20 protein-coding genes and 1 pseudogene are annotated in these 23,606 nt (G+C 64.8%); 11 read left to right on the top strand and 10 right to left on the bottom strand.

What is annotated here, in order from left to right; genetic code table 11:
• The first annotated feature begins 293 nt into the window (after positions 1–293).
• Positions 294–2,573 (top strand): amylo-alpha-1,6-glucosidase, encoded by a 2,280-nt coding sequence (locus tag BHE01S_RS03835; protein WP_042260665.1) that lies wholly within the window; start codon positions 294–296, stop codon positions 2,571–2,573.
• An 82-nt stretch (positions 2,574–2,655) separates the two neighbouring features.
• Here BHE01S_RS03835 and BHE01S_RS03830 read toward each other — a convergent pair whose 3' ends face one another.
• The 4 genes from BHE01S_RS03830 to BHE01S_RS03815 form a co-directional block, all read right to left on the bottom strand.
• Positions 2,656–3,747, bottom strand: coding sequence for an asparaginase (locus tag BHE01S_RS03830; RefSeq protein WP_042260663.1), 1,092 nt, complete (start codon positions 3,745–3,747; stop codon positions 2,656–2,658).
• A gap of 80 nt (positions 3,748–3,827) precedes the next feature.
• Positions 3,828–4,736: a bifunctional Delta(1)-pyrroline-2-carboxylate/Delta(1)-piperideine-2-carboxylate reductase gene (gene lhpI, locus BHE01S_RS03825; protein ID WP_042260661.1), complete on the bottom strand. Its 909-nt coding sequence runs from the start codon at positions 4,734–4,736 to the stop codon at positions 3,828–3,830.
• A 59-nt stretch (positions 4,737–4,795) separates the two neighbouring features.
• Positions 4,796–6,037 (bottom strand): NAD(P)/FAD-dependent oxidoreductase, encoded by a 1,242-nt coding sequence (locus tag BHE01S_RS03820; RefSeq protein ID WP_042260658.1) that lies wholly within the window; start codon positions 6,035–6,037, stop codon positions 4,796–4,798.
• Between the two features lie 103 nt (positions 6,038–6,140).
• Complete coding sequence (locus BHE01S_RS03815; protein ID WP_042260656.1) at positions 6,141–7,052, bottom strand: LysR family transcriptional regulator; 912 nt, start codon at positions 7,050–7,052, stop codon at positions 6,141–6,143.
• Positions 7,053–7,217: 165 nt separating this feature from the next.
• Here BHE01S_RS03815 and BHE01S_RS03810 point away from each other — a divergent pair, with 165 nt between their 5' ends.
• Positions 7,218–8,243 (top strand): DUF1338 domain-containing protein, encoded by a 1,026-nt coding sequence (locus BHE01S_RS03810; RefSeq protein ID WP_042260654.1) that lies wholly within the window; start codon positions 7,218–7,220, stop codon positions 8,241–8,243.
• Between the two features lie 10 nt (positions 8,244–8,253).
• Here BHE01S_RS03810 and BHE01S_RS03805 read toward each other — a convergent pair whose 3' ends face one another.
• Positions 8,254–8,877 carry a helix-turn-helix domain-containing protein gene (locus BHE01S_RS03805; RefSeq protein ID WP_042260652.1) on the bottom strand — a complete coding sequence of 208 codons (624 nt, stop codon included), beginning with the start codon at positions 8,875–8,877 and terminating at the stop codon, positions 8,254–8,256.
• 523 nt (positions 8,878–9,400) lie between these two features.
• On the opposite strand from BHE01S_RS03805, the gene BHE01S_RS03800 reads away from it, so the two are divergent.
• The 4 genes from BHE01S_RS03800 (at position 9,401) to BHE01S_RS03785 (ending at position 14,912) form a co-directional block, all read left to right on the top strand.
• Positions 9,401–10,552 carry a branched-chain amino acid ABC transporter substrate-binding protein gene (locus BHE01S_RS03800; protein ID WP_042260650.1) on the top strand — a complete coding sequence of 384 codons (1,152 nt, stop codon included), beginning with the start codon at positions 9,401–9,403 and terminating at the stop codon, positions 10,550–10,552.
• A gap of 254 nt (positions 10,553–10,806) precedes the next feature.
• Entirely contained in the window at positions 10,807–12,306 is a 1,500-nt protein-coding gene (gene amaB / locus BHE01S_RS03795) for an L-piperidine-6-carboxylate dehydrogenase (RefSeq protein ID WP_042260648.1), read from the top strand.
• Between the two features lie 116 nt (positions 12,307–12,422).
• Positions 12,423–13,595: an NAD(P)/FAD-dependent oxidoreductase gene (locus tag BHE01S_RS03790; protein WP_042260803.1), complete on the top strand. Its 1,173-nt coding sequence runs from the start codon at positions 12,423–12,425 to the stop codon at positions 13,593–13,595.
• Between the two features lie 96 nt (positions 13,596–13,691).
• Positions 13,692–14,912, top strand: coding sequence for an aminotransferase-like domain-containing protein (locus tag BHE01S_RS03785; RefSeq protein WP_042260646.1), 1,221 nt, complete (start codon positions 13,692–13,694; stop codon positions 14,910–14,912).
• 12 nt (positions 14,913–14,924) lie between these two features.
• On the opposite strand, the gene BHE01S_RS03780 is transcribed toward BHE01S_RS03785, so the two are convergent.
• Positions 14,925–15,833 (bottom strand): LysR substrate-binding domain-containing protein, encoded by a 909-nt coding sequence (locus tag BHE01S_RS03780; RefSeq protein ID WP_042260644.1) that lies wholly within the window; start codon positions 15,831–15,833, stop codon positions 14,925–14,927.
• A gap of 95 nt (positions 15,834–15,928) precedes the next feature.
• Between BHE01S_RS03780 and BHE01S_RS03775 the strand changes: the two genes are divergently transcribed.
• The 3 genes from BHE01S_RS03775 (at position 15,929) to BHE01S_RS03770 (ending at position 17,991) form a co-directional block, all read left to right on the top strand.
• Positions 15,929–17,125 (top strand): MFS transporter, encoded by a 1,197-nt coding sequence (locus BHE01S_RS03775; RefSeq protein WP_042260642.1) that lies wholly within the window; start codon positions 15,929–15,931, stop codon positions 17,123–17,125.
• A 20-nt stretch (positions 17,126–17,145) separates the two neighbouring features.
• On the top strand, positions 17,146–17,289 hold the full coding sequence (locus BHE01S_RS37585; RefSeq protein WP_157025102.1) for a hypothetical protein: 144 nt from the start codon (positions 17,146–17,148) through the stop codon (positions 17,287–17,289).
• A 63-nt stretch (positions 17,290–17,352) separates the two neighbouring features.
• Positions 17,353–17,991, top strand: coding sequence for an NUDIX hydrolase (locus BHE01S_RS03770; RefSeq protein WP_042260641.1), 639 nt, complete (start codon positions 17,353–17,355; stop codon positions 17,989–17,991).
• A 42-nt stretch (positions 17,992–18,033) separates the two neighbouring features.
• Here the strand turns inward: BHE01S_RS03770 and BHE01S_RS03765 are convergent, their stop codons facing one another.
• From BHE01S_RS03765 to BHE01S_RS03755, 4 genes are all read right to left on the bottom strand, one after another.
• Positions 18,034–18,426 carry an H-NS family nucleoid-associated regulatory protein gene (locus tag BHE01S_RS03765; RefSeq protein ID WP_321894898.1) on the bottom strand — a complete coding sequence of 131 codons (393 nt, stop codon included), beginning with the start codon at positions 18,424–18,426 and terminating at the stop codon, positions 18,034–18,036.
• 72 nt (positions 18,427–18,498) lie between these two features.
• Positions 18,499–18,750 carry a hypothetical protein gene (locus BHE01S_RS36465; RefSeq protein ID WP_084068533.1) on the bottom strand — a complete coding sequence of 84 codons (252 nt, stop codon included), beginning with the start codon at positions 18,748–18,750 and terminating at the stop codon, positions 18,499–18,501.
• 186 nt (positions 18,751–18,936) lie between these two features.
• The gene (gene lhpH / locus BHE01S_RS03760; RefSeq protein ID WP_042260639.1) at positions 18,937–19,944 is read right to left on the bottom strand and encodes a trans-3-hydroxy-L-proline dehydratase; all 1,008 of its coding nucleotides are present in this window, start codon (positions 19,942–19,944) and stop codon (positions 18,937–18,939) included.
• Between the two features lie 19 nt (positions 19,945–19,963).
• Positions 19,964–21,085 (bottom strand): branched-chain amino acid ABC transporter substrate-binding protein, encoded by a 1,122-nt coding sequence (locus BHE01S_RS03755; protein WP_042260638.1) that lies wholly within the window; start codon positions 21,083–21,085, stop codon positions 19,964–19,966.
• A gap of 201 nt (positions 21,086–21,286) precedes the next feature.
• On the opposite strand from BHE01S_RS03755, the gene BHE01S_RS03750 reads away from it, so the two are divergent.
• The gene (locus tag BHE01S_RS03750) at positions 21,287–22,030 is read left to right on the top strand and encodes a FadR/GntR family transcriptional regulator (protein WP_042260635.1); all 744 of its coding nucleotides are present in this window, start codon (positions 21,287–21,289) and stop codon (positions 22,028–22,030) included.
• A 121-nt stretch (positions 22,031–22,151) separates the two neighbouring features.
• Positions 22,152–23,572 (top strand): annotated as a pseudogene (locus BHE01S_RS03745) (phospholipase D-like domain-containing protein).
• Positions 23,573–23,606: the final 34 nt, after the last annotated feature.

Below are 23,606 nucleotides of genomic sequence, written 5' to 3'. Positions count from 1 at the left end.
GTCGGCGAAACGCCGCGCGAAGCGAAGCCGATTTCGCAGCGCTGAGCCTCGAGGCGCGCGCCGTTGCTGGCGCGCGAGCGCATTGCCTTCACGGGCGCCCGCACGTTACGTCGTGCCGGCGCCCGCAATTTTTTCCGCGCACGTTCCTTGCTCGCGCCGCGATTTGCCACCGATTTTGCGCGTCACGCTCGCCTATTCTTCGCATTCGACGCCAACGCGTGCGCCGAAGCCACTACAATCAACCGCAAGCGAACCGTACCGCAACCCTTTGCATGGGACCCAGGAGGCAAGCAATGCAGGATCCTGAAACACTCGGTGGCGTCACGCGCTCGAGCGGCGTGGATCATCCCGACCAGGACACCCTGGAAACCGATGGCGCGTTCATCGCGCCCGAAACGCCCGAGGTCGCAAGCGCCGACCAGCATGTGCTGAAGTCGGGCGGAACCTTCATCGTCAACGATCCGCTCGGCGACATCACCGGTATCGACGACGGCCTGTTCGTCAACGACACGCGCGTGCTCTCGTCGCTGCGCCTCACGTTCGGCGGGCGCGTGCCCTCGCTGCTCTCGGGCAGCGTGAGCAGCGACAACGCCGTGTTCACGGCCCACCTCACCAATCGTCCGCTGCCGCCGCTCGGCGGCAGCACCACGCCCGAAGGCGTGATTCACGTGCAGCGCGAGCGCGTGCTCTCCGGCACGATGATGACCGAGGCCATCGAACTCACGAACTACGGGACCGAAGACGCCGTGGTGCCGCTTTCCATCTCGTTCGCGAGCGACTTCCGCGACATGTTCGAAGTGCGCGGCCTGAAGCGCGAAAAACGCGGCACGCTCATGCCGCCGCGCGTGGAAGACGGCGAGGTGCGGCTCGAGTACATCGGCCTCGACAAGGTCGCGCGGCGCGTGCGTATCGAGTTCTCGCCCACGCCGAGCAAGCTCCTTGCCGATCGTGCCGACTTCACGGTCGATCTGCCGGCGCAGGCCTGCGTCTCGGTCTATCTCACGGTGGCGATCGAAGTCGAGGCATTGCCCGGCGCCGCGCCCGGCACGCAGAGCGCGGGCATTTTCCAGCCGCCGCATTGCCTCGCGGACTCGCAGGAGCAGCGCGTGGGCCGCGCCGCGCAGCGTGCCGCGCTGGTGGATTCGCATATCGTGATGCGCGAACGCCGCCGCGCGGCGGCGCACCTGCGCTCGAGCAATCCGCTCTTCAATGCGTGGATCAACCGCTCGATCGCCGACCTCGGTCTGCTCACCACCGACCTGCCGACCGGCCCGTATCCCTATGCCGGCATCCCGTGGTTCTCCACGCCGTTCGGCCGCGACGCGGTCATCACCTCGCTGCAGACGCTGTGGCTCACGCCCGCGCTCGCGCGCGGCGTGCTGCGTTTTCTCGCGGAACATCAGGCGCGCGAGGACTCGGCGTTCCGCGACGCGGCGGTCGGCAAGATCATGCACGAAATGCGCAAGAGCGAGATGGCCGCCACGGGCGAAGTCCCGTTCGCGCTCTACTACGGCGGGGTGGATACCACGCCGCTCTTCGTCGTGCTGGCGGGCGCTTACGTCGAACGCACGGGCGACGTCTCGCTGATCGACGAGTTGTGGCCGGCGCTGGAACGCGCGGCGGCCTGGGTCGCGGGTGTGTGCGAGCGCAACAAGCTCGGTCTGCTCGACTACCGGCGCGAATCGGAAGGCGGCCTCGCGAACCAGGGCTGGAAGGACAGCCACGACTCCGTATTCCATGCGGACGGCCGTTTCCCCGATGGCCCGATCGCGCTTGTCGAAGTGCAGGCATACGCGAGCGCGGCGTTCGAAACGATGTCGCGCTTCGCCACGCATCGCGGCCAGGTGGAAGACGCGGCGCGCTATGCCGCGCGCGCCGCCAGGATCCGCCGCTGCGTGGAAGAGAAGTTCTGGATGCCGGAGTCCGAGTTCTACGGCATTGCGCTCGATGGCCACGGCGATCTTTGCCGCGTGCTGGCGTCGAACGCGGGCCATCTGCTCGCCTTCGGGCTGCCCGAAGAGGAACGCGGCCGCGCCGTGGCGGAAGTGCTCGAATCGGCGCTGTTTCACACGGGCTGGGGCGTGCGTACGCTCGCGGCGGGCCAGGCGCGTTTCAATCCCATGGCGTACCACAACGGCTCGGTCTGGCCGCACGACAACGCGTTGTGCGCGCGCGGTCTCGCGCGCTATGGCCGCAAGGCGGCCGCGGTGCGCCTCTTGCAGGCGCTGTTCGAGGCCGCGGTGACGTTCGACATGCGTCTGCCCGAACTGTTCTGCGGGTTCCCGCGCCGGCGCGGCGAGCCGCCTACTGCGTATCCGGTGGCCTGCCTGCCGCAGGCCTGGGCCGCGGGCTCGCCGTTCATGATGCTCGAAGCGTGTCTTGGCGTGACGATCGACGCGGCGCGCAACGAGGTGCGCGTCGAGCAGCCCATGCTGCCCGAAGGCATCGACTGGCTCGAAGTGGGCGATCTGCGCGTGGGCAAGCATACGGTGACGCTCATGTTCCGCCGCGTGGACGGCAAGGTCGTGGCATCGGCCGATCGCAGCGACGTGAAGGTCGTGGCGTTGCTGTGAGCGCTGTGGCGAGCACGTTTGCGTGCGCTTTTGCGTGCTCCGGCGCGGGCTTTCAAAGCCCCGCGCCCGGTGCGTCGATTCCTTACCCGGCGGGCGCGTGATCGACGCGCTCCAGCGTGAACTGCGGCGCGACGCAGCCCGTCTCGACACCCATCGTGTTGACGATGCGCGGGGCGTCGAATTTGCTGAGTTGTGCGAGCTGTTCCGGCGTGCCGATGCCCAGTTGCCTGAGCACTTCCACGACGGTGGCATGGAGCGCGGTCAGATCGCCGTCCTCGATCTTGACCGCGATACCCAACGCCGGGCCGCCCGTATGCGGCGCCGTCGCCGCGCCTGCACGCACGCCAATCGCGTAACTGCCCGCCGCGCCCAGCTTGCCGACGAGCGCGCCTTCGAACGCGCGCATGAGCGCCGTGCAGAAGCGGCCTTCGCCCGCCACGAGTTCCGGATACGACGTCATCGCGCGATAGATGTGGGCGAGCGCCTGCGAGCGCGTGTCGGTCGCGGCCGGTCCCGGCAAACCGGCGCGGTCCTGCGCATCGGCTAGCTTCACGAACAGGCGGGCGAGCCGCTCGAGCGGGAAGGCCGGCGTGGGCAGATTGCAGCCGTCGATGCCCCACTCGACGCCCGTCTCGGGAAGGTCGCAAACCTCGGCCACCACCCGCTTCACATGTTGCTGCAAGGGGTGCGAAGGCAGATGGTAATCGGCCAGCGCCGCGCCGATGGCACGCGCGCCCGCAAGCATGCCCGCGTGCTTGCCCGAGCAGTTGCTGCATACCGCGCCCGGCGTGAAGTCGCGCTTGATCCACGCCTTGTAGACGGCGTCGGAGAGCGGCGCATGGGCGCCGCAACGCAGATCCGATTCCGCAGCGGACACCTTGGCGAGCATCGCGCGCGCGCGTTCGATATGGCGGTCCTCGCTGCTATGCGAGGCGCACATGAGCGCGAGATCGGCGTCGTCGAAGCGAAAGCGTTCGAGCGCACCGGTTTCGGCCACGGCGAGCGCCTGCGCGGGTTTGGCCGCCGAGCGCACGAGCGTCATGCGCTGCGGGTCGCCGAATGCGTAGAGCAGGCGGCCGTGGGCGTCGACCACGGCAATGTGGGCGATATGCGTGGTTTCGATGACACAGCCGCGCAGGACTTTCACGGCGGGTTGGGGAGCGCTCGTCGTCATTGTGCGTATGCCCTGGGTCTTGGATGGGACCGTGCTGCGCGGTCGATGTGCGATTCTAATCCGCGCACGCAGATGGCGGACTAGCGCATGTCGCGCGCTACGCGGCACGCGGCGAGGTCCCACGCGCCGCTGCCGACCGTCTTGAACAGCACGGGCGCGCCGTCATGCTTCGCGCCCTCTGCCACGGCGGAGCCGATCGTGTGCACGTTCGCCCACTCGACGCCGGCCTGCAGCAGGTCGCCGGCTTCTTCACGCGCGGCGGCCAGATCGTCCACGAACACGCGGCTTGCGCGCACCGTTTCCGGTGCGATTTCGGCGGCGTCCGGCGTGAAAGCGCCCACGCCGATCACGAGCCGGTCCTTGCGCGCCGCGGCGTCGTACACGGGCGTCTTGCTCGTGGTCGCGGCAATGACCACATCGACGTCTTCCGGCACCGCGCCGTGCGCGGGCGTCGCGTGCACGCCGCACTGTGCGAGGTGAGCGCGCAATGCCGCTTCGGACGCCTCAGTCCGGCCCTTCACGTAGAGCGTCGCCGCCGGATACAGCTGGCCGATCGCCTCGGCATGAAAACGCGCCTGCTGTCCGGTGCCGATGACCAGAAACGCGCGTGGCGCGCCGGGATGAAAGACGCGTACGCCCAGCATGGAGAGCGCCGCGGTGCGCCGCCCCGTCACGGTCGGGCCGTCGAGGATGAACTCCGGCTGCCCCGTCGCGCCGTTGCACACCGTCACCGCGCCGAAGAGGGTCGGCAGGCCGAGCGCCGTGTTGGCCGGGCACACGCTCACGAGCTTGTGGATGGCGATGTCGTCGGCGCTGGCGGGCATCGAGAGCATGACGCCGTTGCCTTTGAGCGGCACGCCCGTGCGCACGGGCGCGTGAATGCGGCCTGCGTCGTGGTCCTGCGCGGCCGTGGCGAGGGCGTCGAGCAGCGCGCCGAAGTCGAGCAGGCGCGCCGTGGCGGCGTCGTCGTATATCGCGATGGGCTCCATCGAATCTTCTCTCCTGATGAATGATGCGTGGGGGGGCCGCGTGAGTTCCGATCCCGGCCTCAAAAGCGGTCGATGCGAAACGGCGCGAGATCGACGGCGGGCGTCTCGCGCGCCATCAATTGTGCGACGAGTTCGCCGCTGAGCGGCCCGAGCGTGAGGCCCAGATGCTGATGGCCTGTCGCGACGAACACATTCTGCACGCCGCGCATCTCGCCGATCATCGGCAGATAGTCGGGCAGCGTGGGGCGATCGCCGTACCAGCGGCTTGCGACCTGCGCCGCGCGCGCGCCGGGAAAGAGCCGCCGGAATTGCGTGGCGAGCAGATCGGCGCGGCGCCAGTCGGGTGCGCCGCGCGCGCCGAGTTCGACGGTGCCGGCGAGCCGGATGCCTTGCGCCATCGGGTTACAGGTGAAGCCGCGCTCGACGAAGCTCACGGGCACGCGCAACGTGTTTCGCGAGGGCGCGCCGAGCTGGACGTGATAGCCGCGCTCGTTGGTCAGTGCAATCTTCGCGCCCAGTTGCTGCGCGAGTTCGGCGCTGCGCGAGCCGGCCGCGATCAGCACTTTCGCGGCCGGGTGCGCCGTGCCGTTCAGTGTGACGCCGATACGGCCGTCGGGCAGGGCGCGCAATGCATCGACGGCGGCGCGCGTGAAGCGCGCGCCCGCTGCGAGCGCGGCCTCGAAAATGCGCTCGACGACCTGCTGCGGATCCGTGACCGAAGCCATGCCGGGAAAGTAGCGCGCATGGCTGATATGCGGCGTGAGCGAGGGCAGATAGTCGCGCCGCACCTGCTCGGCCGTGAGATTTTCGTAGCGCACGCCGTACCGGTCGAGCAGTTCGAGCTGCGCACGTTCCGTTGCGTGCGCAACGGGCTGCTCGAACACATAGAGCGAGCCGATGTCGCGAAAGAGGTCGCCGGCGATGTGCCGGTCGAGCAGACGACGCCAGGCTTGCGCCGCTCCGGTCACGAGACTCGCGAGCGCCCGCGTATTGCGCCGGTAGCGCGGGCGCTGCGCCTGCGCGGAGAACTCCAGCACCCATGGCGCCATGCGCGGCAGGCTGCGTTTGTGCAGGCGTAGCGGGCTGTCGCGGCGCAGCAGCATGCGGGGCAGGCCGGCCATCGTCTCGGGGCTCGCGAGCGGCGCCACGTGATCGACCGCGATCAGGCCGGCGTTGCCGAACGAGCAGCCCGAACCGGGCGGCGCGCTGTCGACGATATGCACACGCATGCCGCGCCGCGCCAGATTGAGCGCAGCGCAGACCCCGATGATGCCCGCGCCGATGACGACGACGTCTTCCATGACAGTCTCGCGACGAAGAAGTGATTTCGTCCGATGCTAACCCAAATTATTTCCTATAGGAAACTTTTTTCTGATCGTATATTCCGGATGCTCGACCCGTGGATCAGCGTTGGTCTTGCGAGGCGTTGTAGGCGCTCGCCTGTTCGAGCAGCCACGCGCGGAACATCTCCAGTGGCTTGCCGTGGCTGAGTTCGGTGGGATAGACGAAATAGTAGCCGCCATCGGCAATGGCCGGGGCTTCGAACGCAACGACAATGCCGAACCGCTCGAGCTGGCCTGCCACGAAGAACTTCGGCACGAGCGCCACGCCGAGGCCGGCGGCGGCCGCGGCGATCAGCATCGTGTGCAGTTCGTAGCGCACGCCGTGCATGGTGGCGTTGTCTTCCACGCCGAGGTCGGAGAACCAGCGCGTCCATGCGTCGGGGCGCGTGGTGGAGTGCAGCAGCGGGTAGGCGAGCAGTTCATGCGCCTTCTTGATGGGGCGCGCGAGCAGCGACGCAGAACAGACGGGCACCACCTCCTCGCCGAACAGAAAGTCGGACGACGTGCCGGGCCAGGTTGGCTTGCCGTAGTGGATCGCGGCTTCGAAATGCGATTCCTCGAACGAAAACGTCTCGGTGCGCACGCCCATGTTCACGCGCACGTCGGGCGTGCGGTCGTAGAAGTCCTTGAGGCGCGGAATCAGCCATTCGGAGGCGAAGGTCGGCAGCACGGCGAGTTCGAGATAACCGCCGCCGCTGCCGTGCGCGATGATGGAGAGCGTGTCGCGATCCAGGTTTTCGAGCGCACGGCGCACCTGGGTGCTGTAGAGCCGGCCCGCGCGCGTGAGCACGACCCGCTGCTTGGCGCGCACGAAAAGGCGCACGCCGAGATTCGATTCGAGCGTGGCGATCTGGCGGGATACCGCGCTTTCGGTGAGGAACAGCTCTCTTGCGGCGTGCGTGAAGCTCTCGTGCCGCGCCGCGGCTTCGAAGGCCGTCAGCGCGCCGATGTTCGGGATCTTGAACTTGCGCATGTTGATTCCAGAAACTCATCAAGTGACAATTTAATCTCGCTTTACGCGGTGCGCAACCATTCGAATAATGCGTTTCATGTATGGCTGGCCGAAGCCGATGGCCACCAGAGGCCCGTTTGATGGCCGCTGCCAGGCGGCAGGTGGCCGTTTCCTGTGAGATTGGTGATGCGCAATTCGAACGTAGAACGCTTGTTGTCCGCGCTGCTTGGCTGCGAGAAAACCGAGACCCTCTTTGCAACGCTGAACTTTCCTTCGATCCTCGAAGACTGGGAAAGCGACACCGTCACGCGCGCCGAACTCGCCCAGGCGATGAACATGGCGCTGTTCGAGGGCCTGCTGGAGCGCTCGCCCAATGGCCGCGCGTATACGAACGAGACGGTGGCGCAGGGCGGCGCGGTGTACTTCGACCATGGCGCGCTGCGCACGGTGCGCTGGGCGCACAACGGCGCGCTGCCGCCCGGCGAAGCGGCGTTCACGCGTATTTTGCGTCCGCTCGGCTTTCGCCTGAACGGCCGCTATCCGCTGGACAAGCTCGGCATGACGGGACGCGCCTACGCCCACGAAGACGCGCCCGACGAGATCGCGCAATTCTTCGTGAGCGAGCTGCACCCCGAGCGTTTTTCGGCGGCGTTCCAGCAAGCCGTGACGAACGTGGTGGGCGCGTCGAAAGATCCGCTCACGCCGCTCGCCATTGCGCAGCTCTCCGAGCTCGAACGCGACGGCTCGCTGCCGCGCGATGCGGCGCTGCAGCTGCTGCCCGTGATCGTCGGTGCATTCGCGCGCCAGCACGATGTGCCGTCTATTTCGGACTACGAGACACTGCTGCAGGAGTCCGCGGAAATGGCGTGGATCGCAACGGAAGGCAACGCCTTCAATCACGCGACCGACCGGGTGGAAGACGTATTCAGGCTTTCGGACGACGAGAAGGCCAAGGGGCGGCCGATGAAGCCCAGCGTCGAGACCTCGCGCTCGGGCCGCGTGTTCCAGACGGCGTATCGCGCCGACACCGTGACGCGCGAGTTCCGCGCGGCCGGCGGCCAGCGCGTGTCGCGCGAGGTGCCGGGCTCGTTCTACGAATTCATCACGCGCAAGCGCACGTTCGATCAGGTCACGCGGCGCTGGCAGACCGATTTGCGCTTCGATGCGGGCAACGCCACGGGCATCTTCAAAATGACCGCGAACGCCGCGTAAGCAAGAAGGATCAAATACCCGGCGCGCCGTCCTGCGTGTCCGGGTGCGGTTCGCTGATGAGCCAGAGGACTTCCGCGTCTTCTTCGCTCGTGGAGACGGCCGCATGTCCCGTGCGGCTGTCGAAATAGAGGCTGTCGCCGGCTTCGAGATGCGTCGGCGCGTAAAGCTCGGAATAGAGGCAAACCGAGCCGCTCAATACGAAGAGAAATTCTTCGCCTTCATGCCGGCCCCATTCCGTGAACTCGTCCAGCGAGTGCGCCGTCACGCGAATGCGAAACGGGTGCATCGCCTTGTGGGCGAGTTCCGTTGCCAGCAATTCCATCTGATAGCAGCCTGCCGAATGCCGCTGCCCGCCACCCTTGCGGGTGAGCGCGCGGCGTCCGCTCGCGCGCGGCCTGGGAGCCGAGCCGAACAGTTCGCCGAGGTCGATCTTCAGGCCGTGAACGATCTTCTGCAGCACGTCGAACGTTGGCGACATGACGCCGTTCTCCACCTTCGAGAGCGTGGAGCGCGACACGCCGCACACGCGGCTGGCGGCCTCGAGCGTGTAGTCGTGCTTCAGCCGGGCGGCCTTGACGCGCTTGCCCAGCTCCGCTGAAGCGTGCTCGGCGGGCTTGAGGGACGGGGTTTCCATTCGGGAACTCGGGGTGCTTGCTGGGGCTTCGTTGAGGGTTCGTTGAGGGTTCGTTGAGGGTTCGCTGGGTGCTCGCATCGTACTCTATGTTTCCGATCATAACATTTGTGTATCGCGCAGCGCTTGCCGCGCCATGCCGCGATTAACAAGCATGGCTAAGTAAGTTGACCGCCCGGAAGTTGATGATTTCTGACGCAAACCCAGACGGCGCAAGGCGTGGCGCGCGCAAGCCGGTCCCGGATGACAGCCACCCACAAGCGGGCCCGTCGGGGCAATCGGGTATCTCCCAATACCCGCGAGACCGCGTCACGCGTTGCCGTATTCCCCCGCGTGAGCGGGCTTGATGAGGGAAGCGCATTACGTGGTGATTAGTTTTCGTTTGATGCCGCCGGAACCGCTGCCGACAATCCGTTCACGTCCCGCCGTCCTGCATCGACGGCGCAAGACGAATCCTGTGCGCCGAAGGTCCGCGTGACCATTCGGACGCGTCACGTGCCGGCTCCAGATTCCCAAGGAATATCGCATGTCTTTTCGTTTCCTCGCTTCTCGTCGTGGCTGCGCGATCGCAGCGTCGTTGATGTTGGTTGCCGGCGCGGTGAGCGCGCAGGAAACGGTCGTGAAGATCGGCGTGGCCAGCCCGCTCACGGGCGGCGGCGCGGCGTACGGCAAGGACATCGAAAACGGAGTGCGGATGGCCGTGGACGAAGCCAACGCCGCGCATCCCACCCTCGGTGGCAAGCCCGTCAAGTTCGTGATCGACTCGCAGGATGACCAGAGCGATCCGCGCATTGGCGTACAGGTCGCGCAGCAACTCGTGGACGACAAGGTGGCCGTCGTGATCGGCCACTTCAATTCGGGCACGACGCTGCCGGCCTCGAAGATCTACGCGAAGGCGGGCATTCCGATGATCACGCCGGCCGCTACGAATCCGGCCATCACGCAAAGCGGCTCGCCGACCATCTACCGCGTCATCGCGACCGACTCGCAAAACGCCGGCAACGCGGGCAACTATGCGGCGACGGTGACGAAGGCGAGCCGCATTGCGATCATCGATGACCGCACGGCCTTCGGCCAGGGCGAAGCCGACGAGTTCGAGAAGGCCGTCAAGGCGAGCGGCGGCACGATCGTCGCGCGCGAGTTCACGAACGACAAGGCCGTGGATTTCAGCGCCCAGCTCACGAGCATCAAGCGCACGAATCCGGATCTCGTATTCTTCGGCGGCCTCGATGCGCAGGCCGCGATGATCGTCAAGCGCATGCGCCAGCTTGGTCTGAAGGCGCAATTCCTCGCCGGCGGCGGCGTCATGGACGCGAACTTCATCAAGCTCGCCGGCGCTTCCGCCGATGGCGCTTCGGTGTGGGAATACGGACAGCCACTTGGCACGCTGCCCAAGGGTAAGGGCTTCGAGGCGAAGTTCAGGCAGAAGTACGGCATCGACATGCTCGCCTACGCGCCGTTCGCCTACGACGCAGCGTGGGTCGCGATCAACGCGATGGAGAAGGCGGGCTCGGCGGCGCCGGCGCAGTTCAACGCCGCGCTGAAGGCCACGAACTACGACGGCATTACGGGCAAGATCGCCTTTAATGCCCAGGGCGACCTGAAGAGTCCGAGTTCGACGCTGTATCAGGTCAAGAACGTGGCGTGGGTGCCGGTCACGACGCGAACCGCGGACTGAGATGTCTCGCCTCTGCTACCTTGAAGGTTGAAGGGCGCCGGCACCGTCGGCGCCCAATGCGTTGTTTCCAACAGGAAATCGCGGGTCCGCCTGCAGGGCGGCCTCATGCCGTTTCCATGGCCGAAAGCCGCGCGGCGGCGATACCCGCGGCATGGCGAAATTCCCGTGGTTGCGTGTTGTCGCCGCAAAATTGCGCGTGTATAGTTTCCTAAAGTAGCAATGTTTCTTATTGGAAATTTTAAGGGATTCTACCTATGAAAGCCTCCTCCATCCTCTCGGATCTCGGCATTTCCCAGCTCGCGGAAGCGGGCGACATCGTCGTGCATTCGCCGATCAACGGGGAACTGATCGGCCGCGTCGCGAGCCAGTCGGCAGCCGACGTCGACGCCGTGCTCGCGAAGGCGCAGGAGGCGTTCAAGACCTGGCGCAACGTGCCCGCGCCGCGCCGCGGCGAACTCGTGCGCCTGCTCGGCAACAGGTTGCGCGAGCAGAAGCGCGCGCTCGGCAGCCTCGTCTCGCTGGAGACCGGCAAGATCTTCCAGGAAGGCCTCGGCGAAGTGCAGGAAATGATCGACATCTGCGACTTCGCGGTCGGCCTCTCGCGCCAGCTTTACGGTCTGACGATTGCTTCGGAGCGTCCGGGCCACCGCATGGCCGAATCGTGGCATCCGATGGGCGTGTGCACCGTGATTTCCGCGTTCAATTTCCCGGTCGCCGTGTGGTCGTGGAACGCCGCGCTCGCGCTCGTGTGCGGTAACGCCGTGGTCTGGAAGCCTTCGGAAAAGACGCCGCTCACCGCGGTAGCCGTCAACAAGATCATGCAGGATGTGTTGAAGGAATTCGGCGATGCGCCCGAAGGCCTCACGAGCCTCGTGGTTGGCGGACGCGAAGTGGGGGCGAAACTCGTGGCGGATCCGCGCTCGAATATCGTGAGCGCAACGGGCAGCACCGAAATGGGCCGGACCGTCGGCGTCGAAGTCGCGCGCCGCTTTGGCCGCTCGCTGCTCGAACTGGGCGGCAACAACGCGGGCATCGTTTCCGCCACCGCCGACCTCGAACTCGCGCTGCGCGGCATCCTGTTCTCGGCAGTCGGCACGGCCGGCCAGCGCTGCACTTCGCTGCGCCGCCTCTTCGTGCACGAGAGCGTGTACGACAAGGCCGTCGAGCGCCTGAAGACGCTCTACGGCAAGGTCGTGATCGGCAATCCGCTGGAACAGGGCACGCTGATGGGGCCGCTCATCGACGAGCAGTCGTTCGCCCGCATGCAGTCGGCGCTCGAGCAGGCGAGGCGCGAGGGCGGCAAGGTGTTCGGCGGCGAGCGTCACACGGTGGCGGGCAGCGAAAAGGGCTTCTACGTGCGCCCAGCGATCGTCGAGATGCCGGCGCAAACCGAAGTTGTCCTGAAGGAAACCTTCGCGCCGATTCTCTACGTCCTCAAGTACAGCGACTTCGGCGACGCGATCGAGGCGAACAACGCCGCCCACCATGGCCTCTCGTCGTGCGTATTCACGACAGACCTGCGCGAGAGCGAGCGCTTCACGTCGGCCTCGGGCAGCGATTGCGGCATTGCGAACGTGAACATCGGGCCGAGCGGCGCGGAGATCGGCGGCGCGTTCGGCGGCGAAAAGGAAACGGGCGGCGGCCGCGAGTCGGGCTCGGACGCGTGGAAGGCGTATATGCGCCGCGCGACCAACACGGTCAACTATTCGTCGGCGCTGCCGCTCGCACAGGGCATCGATTTCAACGTCGAATAAGCGCGCCTGGCGTAGTTGAACCGCCATGACCGGGCGCATCGTGCACCCGGTCGATGGATCGATTCGCGCAAACCCAATCCATGCGCGCAGCAGTGATCCGCAATCTGGAGCAAGTCGTGAGTTCTCAAGTCGTTATCGTTGGCGGCGGGGTAATCGGTAGTTCTATTGCCTATTTTTTGCGCGCATCCGACCCGACGGTTGCCGTTACCGTGTTCGAGCGCGACCCGAGTTATGCGCGCTCGTCGTCGGCGCTGTCCGCCGCATCGATCAGGCAGCAGTTTTCCACGCCGTTGTCGATCCAGATGTCGCTGTTCGGCATCGAGTTTCTGCGCGGCATTGGCGAGCGGCTCGAAGTGAACGGCAGCCGTCCGTCGATCGATCTGCACGAGGGCGGTTACCTTTTCCTCGCCACCGAGGCGGGCGATGCGACGCTGCGCGAGAATCACGCGCTGCAAACGCGTCTTGGCGCGGACATCGAACTCCTGCCGCGCGACGCGTTGCACGCGAAGTTTCCCTGGCTCAACGTCGAGGATCTCGCAAGCGGCGCGTATGGCCGCAGCGGTGAGGGCTGGTTCGACGGCTACGGCCTCGTGCAGGCGTTGCGCAAGAAGGCGCAGTCGCTCGGCGCACGCTACGTGCCGGCCGATGTGACCGGCGTCGTGCGCAGTGGCCGCAAGGTCACGCACGTGATCGCGGGCGACGGCGAACGCCATGCCTGCGACACGCTCGTGAACGCAGCCGGCGCGTGGGCGCGCAAGCTTGCGGAAATGATGGACATCGACATTCCGGTTTATGCGCGCCGCCGCAGCATTTTCAACGTGTCGTCGCCGGCGCGGCTCGCCGCGTGCCCGTTGCTGATCGACCCGTCCGGCGTGTACTTCCGCCCCGAGGGCAACACGTACATCACCGGAACGTCGCCGGGCGCGGAGAACGACCCGAACGATCTGCCGCTCGACGAAGTCGATCACGCCATCTTCGACGACGTGATCTGGCCGACGCTTGCGCACCGCGTGCCGGGCTTCGAGGCGCTGCGCGTGGAGAACTGCTGGTCCGGCTATTACGAGTACAACGTGCTCGACCAGAATGCCATCATTGGTTATCACCCGACCATCGACAATTGCGTGTTTGCCAATGGTTTCAGCGGGCACGGTCTGCAGCAGGGGCCGGCAACCGGGCGCGGCGTGAGCGAGCTGATCCTCAACGGCCGGTATACGACGCTCGATCTGTCTTCGCTCGACTGGTCGCGTGTACTGGAAAACCGGCCGATCGTCGAAAAGAACGTCGTGTGACGGCGAGGGGGCAGGTTACGCAAAAGAGCCCGTGATCTGACCACACTCGAAGCTTGTCCGCTGCCGCGCTTAACCGCCATCGACTCCATGTCCGCCATGTACGATTTCACCGCGCCCTTCCAGCATCCCGCCGGTTCGCCCATTCGCGAGCTTTTCAGGTACCTGGGAGAACCAGGCATGATTTCCTTCGCGGGCGGCTATCCTGCCAGCGACCTGTTCGACGCCGACGGACTGCAGGCGGCAGCGGGCGAGGCATGGCAAGCTCCCACGCGTTGCCTTCAGTATGGGCCGACCGACGGTTTGCCCGAACTGAAAACGCAGCTGCTCGCGCTGATGGCGCGCCGCGGGGTGACCTGCGCGCCGGAAGAGATGCTCGTCACGACAGGGTCGCAGCAGGGCCTCGATCTCTTGTTGCGCGTGCTGCTTGGTCCGGGCGACACGGCCTTGACGGAGCAGCCCGCCTATCCGGCCACGCTGCAGGCGCTCCGGCTCCAGCAGGCGCGTGTGGTGACGGTGCCGGTAGACGGCGACGGTATCGACGTGGACAGTCTCGCCGCGCGGCTCGCTTCGGGCGCGATTGCACGACCGAAGCTGCTATACACGGTGCCGACCTTCGCGAATCCCACCGGGGCCACGCTCACACGCGAGCGGCGCCTTGCGCTCTTGCGCCTCGCCGTTCAATACCGCTTCGTGATCGTCGAGGACGATCCGTACGGCGATCTGCGTTTCGCGGGCAACGCGGTGCCGTCGATGCTGGCGCTGGCAAGCGAAGTGCAGGGCGCGCGCGCCTGGATCGTGCATTTCTCGAGTCTTTCGAAAGTGGTCGCGCCTGGCTTGCGCGTGGGTTGGACCATCGCGCCCGCCGAAATCACGCGGCGCTGCGTGATCGCCAAGCAGACCGTCGACCTGTGCAGCACACCGTGGACCCAGGCGATCGCCGCGCACTATCTGGAGGCGGGCTCGCTCGAACGGCATCTTCCGCATATCACGCAAGCGTATCGGCGCAAATGCGCAGCGCTTTGCGATGGTTTGCGCGAGCAATTCGGCGGCGAAATCGCGTTTCATCAACCTGCAGGCGGCATGTTCGTGTGGGCGCGCATTCCGGGTGTGTCGATCGATGCGCTCTTGCCGAACGCTATTGCGAACCAGGTGATTTTTGTTCCGGGCAAGGCGTTTTTCGCCGATGAGCCGGACACCGCGTCGCTGCGCCTTTCGTTTGCCGCGCCGAACGTGGATGAGATTCGCGAAGGCGTGGCGCGCTTGAAGCGGGCCGCGCATGCCACGCGCACGCGGGACGCGACGTCGGCACCGGTCTGACGTTCGCACGATTCAGGTGCCGCGCGTGCCCCGTTGCGCAACCGACCGCGCAAGCACAACGAAACGCTCCACGCACGTCGAGGTGAACGGCTCGATCCACGAGACAGTCTGGTCGAGCGCAGGCGCGTCGCGCAACGGCACATAGGCCACGCCCGAGCGTTGCAGTGCCATCGTGAAGGCCGGCACGATGGCGACGCCGCGTTCGGCCGCGACGAGCGAGACCAGCGCGGCAGTCTGCGAAGCGGTGGGCCCGATGCGTGGCTCCACATTAGCTTGCGCGCACAACGAATCGAGCGCTGCCGTCAGCGCCGATCCATATCCCGGCGGAAAGATCAGAAACGTCTCGTCGCGCAACTCGGCGAAGTCGATCGACTGCTTGCGCGCATGCACGCTGCCGCTCGGCACGGCGGCGACGAGCGGCTCACGCGCGATCACGAGCGAGCACAGTCCGTCTTCGCGGGCGTTCGCCGCAGACCAGCCAAAACCGATGTCGAGCACGCCCTCAACGAGCTGCCGATGTTGACTTGCGGTGGCGGCCTCGCGAAACGTCAGTTCCACCTCGGGCAGCGCGCGCCCTGCGTGGCGCACGACTGCCGCGAACATGTCGGACATGGGAATCGAACTCGTGTAGCCGATCGCAATGCGGCCCGTCACGCCCTGGGCGAGCTTGCGTGCGCTCGCCTGCGCCTCGCCAACGGCGTGCAGCACGCCGCGTGCTCGCTCGAGGAACAACATGCCTTCGGGCGTGAGTTTGACGGCGCGGGTCGAACGCTCGAAAAGGCGGATGCCGAGTTCGGTTTCCAGTGCCGCGATATGGCGCGTCAGCGGCGGCTGCGCGATGTTCAGGCGCACGGCGGCGCGCCCGAAGTGCAGTTCTTCGGCAACGGTGACGAAATAGCGGAGGCGGCGCAGGTCGAGCATTCTTGTTCTGGCGGTATCAATGGCGACGAAAACGGTATTGGCGCGCGCGTTGGCCGGTCCTCAGACTGGCGGTTGGACGAAACAGGGCGTCAAGCATGAAAGACCAATCCATTCGAGCCGCCGTCTTCCTGTGCGGCTTCGCGGCCTTCATCAATCTCTACGCCACACAAGGCATTCTGCGCGAACTCGCCGTCACATTCGGCGTGAGCGCGGAACGCGCCGGGCAGGGCGTGAGCGCGACCACGCTGGCTGTCGCCATTATCGCGCCGTTCGTCGGCACCCTGGCGACGCGCTTCGACAGGCGCAACGTGATCGTCGCTGCCGCGCTCGCATCGGCGCTGCCCGTGGTCTGGTCCGCGCACGCGCCGGGTTTTGCGTCGTTCCTCACGGCGCGTTTCGCCGCCGGCGTGCTGATGCCGTTCATTTTCGCCATGTCGATTTCGTACATCGGCGAACGCTATCAGCGCGAGCGCGCGACCGAAGTGAGCGCGATCTTCGTGGCCGGCACCACGCTGGGCGGCTTCGCGGGACGCTTCGTCACCAACCTGCTCACGTCGATGCTCGGCTGGCGGCACGCCCTCGACGTCGTGGCGGTGCTCAGCTTCGCGACGGGCCTCGCGATCTACGCGGGCTTGCCCGCATCGGGTGCGGTGCGCGCGGACGGCAGCCCCACGACCAAGACGCAATGGAAACTCATGATGCGCGGCCCGGTGCTCGCTTCATTTGCCGTGGGCGCGTGCGTGCTCGCCTCTCAGGTCGCGACGTTCACCTTCGTGGGCCTGCGGCTCACGCGTGCGCCGTTCGGGTTCTCGACAGCGGGAATCGGCGCGATCTATGCCGTGTTCCTCGTGGCGGTGGTCGTCACGCCCATTTCGGGACGCCTCGCGAGGCACCGCGGGCCGCGCGATCTCGCGCTCGCGGCGGTCGGCCTGGCGATCGCGGGCAGCCTGCTGACGCTGCCGGATAGCGTCGGCGCGATCCTGGTTGGGCTCGCGCTCGGCTCGACGGCGGTTTTCGTCGAGCAGGCCTGCGCCAACGCGTTCATTTCGCATGCCGCCGCCGGGGCCCGGACCACGGCGATCGGGATCTATCTCTCCTGCTATTACTTCGGCGGCAGCCTCGGCTCCGTGTTGCCGATTCCAGCATGGCACCGCTGGGGCTGGGCGGGGTGCGTGGCGTTCGTCGTGGCCGCTCAGGCGCTGGCCGGGATGCTCGTGTTCGCGTTCTGGCGGCCGGAGCGCGCCGCCGCCCGGCGTGACGCGCGCGGAGCGCCAGGGCGATCGCCTGGTTGACAGCCGCATACGTGCACGCGATGCTTTTCCAGAAGCGCCTTTTCGATGACATGCGCCAGAACATGGCGGAATCGATCGCCATTGTTCGATTCGCGCCGTCGAAGCGGGGCATGGATAATGTGATTGCCGACATGCCCTTCCAAAAGGAATCACCATGGAATTGACCGACTTCGACACACTGGCTTTTGACTGCTACGGCACCGCGGCGAAAAGGTGAGGCAGCATCGATGCACACGCCTGCCGAACAACAATCGCTGAGCGCGCGCCTTGCACAGGCGCGCCGGCTACTGGCGCTTGCGCAATCGGGATTGCACTACGCGACGAGCCCGTTCGACAAGGAACGGTACACGGAAATCGCCGGTATCGCGCATCAGCAACTCGCGGAAATGGCGTCCATGCAAACCGGCGATGTCGCCGCGCTCTTTGCTTTCGAAACGGGATACGCGAATCCCAAACTCGATGTCAGATGCGCCGTCTTCAATCCATCCGGTCAAATCCTGCTCGTGCGGGAGGCCGTGGATGGTTTGTGGTCCCTGCCCGGCGGCTGGGCGGACATAGGCGTTTCGCCTGCGGAGAACGCGGCAAAAGAGGCTCGTGAAGAAAGCGGCTACACGGTGAACATCGTTCGGCTGCTGGCCGTGTGGGATATGCTCAAGCACGGACATCCGCCTTCCGTGTTTCACATCTGGAAGCTGGTTTTCCTGGGGGAAATTGTGCGTGCGGGCGAAATATGCGGAGCCGAAACCGACGCCGTCCAGTTCTTCGATATCGATCACCTTCCAGCCTTGTCGCAAGGCCGGATTCTGCCGGAACAAATCCGACGACTGGACGCACTGCGCAATAACAATGATGTCGAATTCGACTGAAGTTTCTCTTTCACGCCTCGCCGGCAGCTAAAGGTGATGTTTTCAGGCGGCGCCGGAGTGTTCCGTTCTGATCGTTGCGAGGCGGCTGCCGGCAAACGGGTCCTGGCGCCAGTCCACGCTGGGGGTTTTCACCGGCTGCTGGTCAGCCGTCTCGCCGATTGCAAAATGCTCGAGCGACTGCCCCGCGCTCGTCGCCTGCACCACCCATCGCGGGGCGTCGCCCTTGCCGTCCCACGTGTGGCCAGCCGCATCCCGGTAACGTGCGGCGCGCATTTGCGCGGCGTCTGCAGCAATTGATGCGGCAATATCTTCGGGTTCGATACCAAATTCGGCCATCCGACGCCGCAGATAGGCCACGATGCTTTCTCGTTTTCGTTCGTCCATTTCTACTTGTGTTTCGCTCTGAATGCAACTCTTGAGCAGAATATAGCGCAAGTCGCGTGCCGCCAGGATATCACAGCTTGAATGGGCGTCCCCGGCGGCTGTAGCGAAAGGCCCGGCGGGGGATCAGGTGTTCAGCTTCTGGGCGCGTTCGGCCTGATGTTCTGCGGCTCGTTCCTGCGCATGCTTTTTCGCAACGTGATGCCCCACGATGCAGCCGCCAACGGCCCCGGCAACGGCGTGGTGGCCCGCATAATGTCCGGCTACGCCGCCGACGACAGCGCCTTTCAGGCAGCCGGCGGCCTGTGCGGTCCCGGCTGCCGCCAGTCCTAACATGGCAGCCGCGGCAAGCATCCTGATTCGATTATTGACGTTCATGATAAACACTTGTGTGAAATATTCGCTTTGGAACCCGCTCAATAGCCCTGGCTGCCATGTCGTGCCACTCGAGCTTGCACCATTGGTGTTCGCGCCGCTGTTTCTGGCAAGCACGGTTCGGAGTGTAGGCGGCGGGCGCGGACACAGGTGCAACGGCGGTGCGAGTTTCGTAACGGCGCGTTATTTCTACCGGACAAGGAAACCGTAAGTCAGCGGGTCGCGCTCGTCCACGATCCAGGTCGCGAAGCCGCACACGAATGCCTTGCCTTCGATTTCCGGAACTACTGCCTTGAAGTTGCCGACGGTCGTCTCGCTGAGCACGCGCCCCTTGAAAACCGTGCCGATAATGGATTCGTTCACCAGGGTCTCGCCTTTGCCGAGTTCGCCGCGCAGGTACAACTGGGCGACGCGTCCACCGGTGCCGGAGCCGGTCGGTGAGCGGTCCACTTCACGGTCCGCGAACACGCAGCAGTTGGCTTGTGTCGAGCCTTCGTGCCGCGGTGCGTTGGCGATGATGGTGCCGTAGATGTGGTTGATTTCGGGGATCCCGGGATGCTCGACCGGGTAGGCCTTGTTCGCGGCTTCCTTCACCTCTGCGCCGAAGCGGATCAGTTTCTCGACCGACGATTCGCGCACGGCGAGGCCGTGCGGCTCACCGTCGGTGTAGAAGTAAAACGCGCCGCCGAAAGCAATGTCGCCTTTTACCGTGCCAAAGGACGGCGTTTCGACAGTCACATCCCGCTTCCAGATGAACGACGGGACGTTCACGAATCGCACGTTACCGGCGTGTTCGCCATCCCACTGAACGAATGCTTCGATAAAGCCACACGGAGCATCGATGCCGACACGCGTTTCCGGAACGCTGCGTTGCACCCAGCCAAGCTCGACCGCAGCGGTGGACAGCGCGATCACGCCATGTCCGCAGTGGTCGCTGTAGCCCTCGTTGTGGAGGAAGATGATGCCGAAGTCGGCGCCCGGGCTAACCGGTTCGGTCAGATAGCCGCCGTACATATCGGCGTGACCGCGCGGCTCGAACATCAGTGCAGTGCGGATTTCGTCGGCGTTTTCCTTCAGCCACGCACGACGCTTCACGATCGTGTCGCCGGGCAAACGAGGCAATCCGCTGGTGACGATGCGGAACGCTTCGCCGCCGGTATGAACTTCGACTGTCGAAATGGTGCGAGTTGGCTTCATGATGGTTTTAGCAATTGGCTCACTGGCCGTACGGAACCGGCAGGCCGTCCCTGATGATGTAGACGGTCGTCGGCGCGCCCACGAGGTCGCCGTTTGCGTCGAAAGAGTAAGTGCCCGCGACGCCCTTGTAGTCGGTCTTCGCCAACTGGGCGACGAGTTTTGCCTTATCGGTGGTGGTGCCGGCCTTGACCATCGCGTCGGCGAGCAGCTTCACGCCGTCGTAGTAGTTGACGGCATAGACCTGCGTGTCGGTGTGGTAGGTGTCCTTGTACTTCTTCAGGAAGTCACGGCCCGCCGCAGTCTTGTCGAGCGCGACGCCGCCCTGCGCGCAATAGACGATCGACGCCGCCTCGCCCGCAACCTTGCCCATGTCGGCCGAGCAGATGCCATCGCCGCCCAGCAACTTCGCACGCAGTCCGCGCGCGCGCATCTGCTTTGCCATGGGAGCGCCTTGAGCCGCGTATCCGCCGAAGAAGATGACGTCGGGGTTCTTCGCCTTGATGGTGGTAAGGATGCCCAGGAAGTCGGTCGCCGCCGAGTTGGTGAACTCCCGGTCGACGATCTGGATGCCGTTCGCTTTCGCTTCTTTAATGAACTGCTCCGCCACCCCTTGGCCGTACGCGGTGCGGTCGTCGATTACCGCTGCCGTTTTCGCCTTCAAGGTCTTGGCAGCGAACTGGCCCATTGTCCCGCCCAACTGCTCATCGCTTGCGCCGATACGGAAGATGTTCTTGAAGCCTTGCTTCGTCAGCGCCGGATTCGAAGCAACCGGGAGCATCGGAATGCCGGCGGTGTTGTAGACACGCGATGCCGGAATTGCCACGCCGGAATTGTAAGGGCCCATGACGGCAACCACGCCGCTGTCGACGAGCTTTTGCGCGACCTGGACGCCGACCTTCGGGTCCGCCTGGTCGTCTTCCGAATCCAGTTTGAACGTCACCTTCTTGCCATCGACGGTCACGCCGCTCTTGTTCAGTTCGTCGATGGCGAGGCGAGCGCCATTTTCGTTGTCCTTGCCGTTCGGCGCCTGCGGGCCCGTAAGCGGCGCCGAGTGGCCGATGGTGACGACAGTTTGAGCTTCAGCGGCCAGGGAGAAGCCGGCGGCCGTGAGCACGGCGAGGGCGGCGGCGAGGTGGCGCATGATGTCTCCTGATTGTTGGACTGCCAGAGGAAGCGGCTGCATTTGGCCAGGCCGATTTCCGGCCCCAGTTCGCCCATTTTCTCGGGCTCAGTGTGGAACGAATCTAGACCATCTGTGGGTGAATGGCAAGCCAATTTGTGCCGATTTTTCCGGGAAAGTGGTATATTCAAGAACCACCTCGCAGCCCACTGAGAATTCACGATGGCATCCGCCCGCTTCGAACCTGAAGGCAATTTTCGACCCTTGCAGATTTACGAGCAGGTGTCGGAAAAGATTCGTGCCGAGATCCGAAGCGGCCGATACCTGCCGGACGCCCGGCTGCCGTCGGAGCGCGAACTGGCCACACGTTTCGGCGTTGGGCGTCCTGCCGTGCGTGAAGCCATCGGGCAATTGCAAAACGAGGGCCTGGTTGTCACGAAGCGCAACTCGGGGACTTATGTGGCTTCGGCGGCCAACGAGCTTCTTGCCGCCGTGCCGGGCGTAGAAACAGAAAGCGGGGAATCCACGCCGGACTTTAGCCCGTCGGCTACGCTCGACGTGCGCCTGATTCTCGAGCCTGCAATTGCAAGGCGCGCGGCAGCGCGCAAACAACGAGACCGGCTGGCCGAGCACTATCTGGACCAGATGGAGACGTTGACGGATGTGGCGACGCCCGAAGAGCGGGCGCTGTGGAATAACAGCGACAGGCTCTTTCATCGTCAACTGGCGGTGATGACTGGGGATGCGTTGCTGGCGAAGTTCGCGGAAGAAATCGCATCGACCATGGACCAGTCGCTGTGGAAGCGGCTCAAGGACGATGGGATTTACGACCCGGCTCGCATCCGACTGTATGTTGCAGAGCATCGGCTGATTTATGAGGCCATTGTCTGCGGAGACGCCGATGCGGCGGCGTTCTATGTCGAGCAGCATATTCATCGGGTGCAAAGAGATATCACGCCGCAGTAGTGGCTTTGCCGCTGCTCTCGGCAGCGTCATCGAAACGACATCCGGGCAACATACTTCGTTCACCGTTTCAACAAACTGATCGTTGAAACTGGGCCTTTGGCTGACACACCAGAGGTGAACGATGTCGACGAAGGTCCGCAGCTATCTCTCTCCGACGCTGGTTTTACTCGCGCTCGACTGGCCAGAAGGTGCGGCACGTGCCGACTTCCTGGGTTTCGCCATAGCGCGCGCCCCGGGTTTCACGAGCCCGGACGGAAAATCCCATGAGGCAAGCAGCTGGCTCCCCAATCGAATCACGTTCAACGGGCCCGTGCCGGATGGGAAGCCCGATGCGCCTTCGAACATCGCGCCGATTCAAAAATTCACGTGGTGGGACGCGCGTATCGAGGAAGCCGATAGAGGCCAGCAGTTCAGGTACACCGTCTATCCGGTAGTGGGCACGCCAGACAATTTGAATCTGCTGAACGCAGAGGCGAGGGTGTGTGAGGTCGCGCTTCCGGCGCATATCGAGGACGGTGTGGGCACCTGGTTCAATCGTGCGGTGGTGAGTTCACAGGCTTTTGCACGACAGGTGAAGGCCATGGGAATCGATCCGCATACCGCGCCGCCGGCCGCGCAGGCGTTTGAACTTCGAACATGGCGGAAGGTCTGACGGAACAGGCCAACGTGCTTCACCTGTTCCATTCAGCTGATCTCGCGAAACTGTACGACGACAGAACGAAAGCCATCGCCGGCAATCCACCGATCAACCAGACCGCCGAGCTCACGAATGGCTGGTCCGATTCCGTGACGGTGGGAAGCGCTGCAATTCGCGTTTGCTTCTCTCCGGAAACGAAAACCAGACGTACCCAGATCGATACCATCGTGGAAGCGATAGGGCGGGCGCAGCATTCCGTCCTGTTTTGCCTCTTCATGCCGACCGATGCACCGCTTCGCGACGCCTGTTTTTCCGCCGGCGACGAGGGACTCATGATGTTCGGCCTCGTCAACAACATCGGCGCAAAGTCCGCGGAGAATGCGCAAGAGGCGCAAAACGCAGGAGAAGCCGTGAGCACGACTGCCCTGGCAAACCTCGCGCTCTATCATCGAAGCAAGGAAAACCGTGACGTCATCGATGCATCGTATTTTTCCCCGGCGACCGTGCCCGATGGATTCGAGCCCGAATTGCGGCTCTTTCCTGGCGAAGTCGCGCCCGGTTACGCTCCGGTCATCATTCACCACAAGTTTATTGTCATCGACGCCGAGGGAGACAATCCGGTTGTCTACACGGGCTCGGCCAACATGAGCAACAACTCCGAGCATTTCAACGACGAGAACCTGCTCGAAATAAAAGACACGCGCATTGCCGCCATTTACCTCGCCGAATTCATGCGGCTTTACGAGCACTATCGTGCGCGCGCCGTTGGCATCGAGGAGCAGCAGCATGGAACTGTTCAACTGCTGTTGCTGCAGCCTGACCGCAAGTGGGCCGACAAGTATTACAAGGCGAATAGTCCCGAGGAGAAGGCGCGGATTGCATTGGCATCGGATCCGGCCAGTTGATGCAATCGCTTCAGTGGCTGCGCAGTCGTTGCGC

The organism is Paraburkholderia heleia NBRC 101817, assembly GCF_000739775.1.
Lineage (GTDB): Bacteria > Pseudomonadota > Gammaproteobacteria > Burkholderiales > Burkholderiaceae > Paraburkholderia > Paraburkholderia heleia.
This window is presented reverse-complemented; position numbering and strand designations above follow the sequence as displayed.